Raw genomic sequence first — 1,860 nt, 5'->3', positions numbered from 1 at the left:
AGGCCGGTCGGAGAGAGCTGCCAGGCCTGCGCGATCGCGTAGATGAAGACGAGGACATCGACCGGCGACAGAGCGCCCGGGCTCGCCACCCGCACCCCGTCCACCTTGGCGGAATACACGTCGCTGGGCTCAGACAGCGCGGAAGGTCGCTCCAACCGTGCCCACATGCTCAGGCGGAGCGAGCGGACTGTCGTGGACGATCCTGCAACCGGGAGAGCTGCTCAACGACGCCGGACGCCTCCGCGTCGAACTCGCACCCAACGGCTCCCTCCCGATCGGCGCTGCGCCGCTGCGGTGACGCCCGCGCACGAGCAGCCCGCGCCAGCCACAGAGTTCGCGAGGTGAATCTCATCCAGCCTAGGCCCAAGCGAGTGGAGAGACTGGGCTCGCGGGCCGGCGACCCGGGCCCAACGGATCATGAGCTGGATACTGCTGCGTTACCGCAGCCAGCCCTTCGAGTGTGACGAAGGCCCCGCATCCCAGTGTTTCCAGGGGATTCGGGGCCTTCGTGGTGGCGGTGACGGTGGGATTTGAACCCACGGTAGGGGGTTACCCTACACAACTTTTCGAGAGTTGCACCTTCGGCCGCTCGGACACGTCACCGCAGAACAGCTTACGCGACGCGGGGCGTCCACGCGAATCGAGAGCAGCAGCTCACCAGGTGCTGGCGACCTCGGCGTGCGTGCGCAGGATGCTCTCGGTCGATCCGGCGGGTGCGCGGCCGATGCCGCATTCCGTCGCGACCCCGAACGCGGAGACGAACGGAGCAGCGGCGGCGATGCGACGTGCGGCACCCTCGACCCCGTCCTCCCGGTGCACGAGCCCCAGGTACAGCTCGTCGACCGGTGCGAGGTCGGTGAGCGGGGCGAAGTAGGCCTCGTCGTCGTGGTCGATCGGCACGGGGAGGTGCAGCCAGGTGAGCGGACGCGCGGATGCGGCCACGACGGCGTTCGCATACCGGACCAGGTTCGCCGCGTCGCGCGGCTCGAAGAAGTGCTTCTCCCCCGCGTCGCCGTAGCAGAGGTGCACGCCCACCTCTGCGTCGGCGGGCACCGCGTCGACCAGGGCGGCCAGCCGTGCGACCAGTCCGTCGAACGGGTCGTCGGACCACCAGGCCTCCATCACGGATCCGTACCCGGCCGCGCGCTCGATGATGCCCATCTCCCTGGCGACGTCCCACTGCACGGCGAGGTCTTCGTGCGGGATGGCGGCCAGGATCTCCTCGAGCTCGCGCAGGATCGCGGCGGTGTAGACGGGCTCGATGGCGCCGCGATCATCGCCGTGGAAGAACGAGGCGATCACGGCGAGCGGCGTGGGCAACGACACCTGGAATCGCACCTCCGCCGGAACCGCACCCTCGGCGCGCAGTCGCTCGAACACCGCGTACGACTCGATCGCGGCGGCTGCGTAGCCGAGCGGCGGCAGCTCGATGGCCGAGGCATCCGCGCCCTCGCCGATGCGCAGACCCCGGGCATCGATGCCGGCGGGGAACGGGATGGGTTCATCGCCGATGCGCTCGATGCCCTCGGCCTGACCGATCACGTCGGGCTGGAACATGATCCAGTGGAACCGCTTGCCGACCTCGCCGTCCGGGATGCGGCGGAGTCGAGTGCCGAGCGTCTCCGCGGCGGTGCGGATCGTGGTCTCGGCGTCGTCGTAGTTCACGCTGCCCACGAGGAGGGCACCCTGCGGCTGAGTCATGCCCCCAGAATATCGGCGGGTCGGCGGCGTTTTCCCCGGCAGCGGCTCCGCCAGGACGGGGATGATCGAGTTAGGATGGCCTTACAACCCGCCGCCTGTGGGGGCAGCGATGACGGGAAGGTTCCATCATGGGCTTCATCACGTCCGAGGCACTGGCCG

General features: G+C 69.3%; 3 protein-coding genes and 1 tRNA gene. 1 reads left to right on the top strand and 3 read right to left on the bottom strand.

Annotation, left to right across the window (positions count from 1 at the left end; genetic code table 11):
• Window positions 1-167: hypothetical protein (locus DSP71_RS24680; protein WP_220151134.1), on the bottom strand; the 167-nt coding region annotated here is incomplete at its 3' end.
• On the opposite strand from DSP71_RS24680, the gene DSP71_RS22440 reads away from it, so the two are divergent.
• Window positions 158-298 (top strand): hypothetical protein, encoded by a 141-nt coding sequence (locus tag DSP71_RS22440; RefSeq protein ID WP_179515789.1) that lies wholly within the window; start codon window positions 158-160, stop codon window positions 296-298. The genes DSP71_RS24680 and DSP71_RS22440 overlap by 10 nt on opposite strands.
• Before the next feature lie 214 nt (window positions 299-512).
• Here the strand turns inward: DSP71_RS22440 and DSP71_RS16670 are convergent.
• Both DSP71_RS16670 and DSP71_RS16665 read right to left on the bottom strand, forming a co-directional pair.
• A tRNA-Ser gene (locus DSP71_RS16670) sits at window positions 513-603 on the bottom strand.
• Window positions 604-654: 51 nt separating this feature from the next.
• Window positions 655-1,701 carry a hypothetical protein gene (locus tag DSP71_RS16665; protein WP_113681634.1) on the bottom strand — a complete coding sequence of 349 codons (1,047 nt, stop codon included), beginning with the start codon at window positions 1,699-1,701 and terminating at the stop codon, window positions 655-657.
• Between the last annotated feature and the right edge of the window lie 159 nt (window positions 1,702-1,860).

The organism is Microbacterium sp. H6, assembly GCF_003314775.1.
In the GTDB taxonomy this organism is placed as follows: domain Bacteria; phylum Actinomycetota; class Actinomycetes; order Actinomycetales; family Microbacteriaceae; genus Microbacterium; species Microbacterium oxydans.
The sequence above is the reverse complement of the archived record's forward strand: the minus strand, read 5'-3'. Positions and strand labels throughout refer to the sequence as shown.

Bases quoted from the DNA above. Each gene is read 5' to 3' on its own strand.
- DSP71_RS16665 (WP_113681634.1), bottom strand. From the start codon at position 1,701: ATGACTCAGCCGCAGGGTGCCCTCCTCGTGGGCAGCGTGAACTACGAC.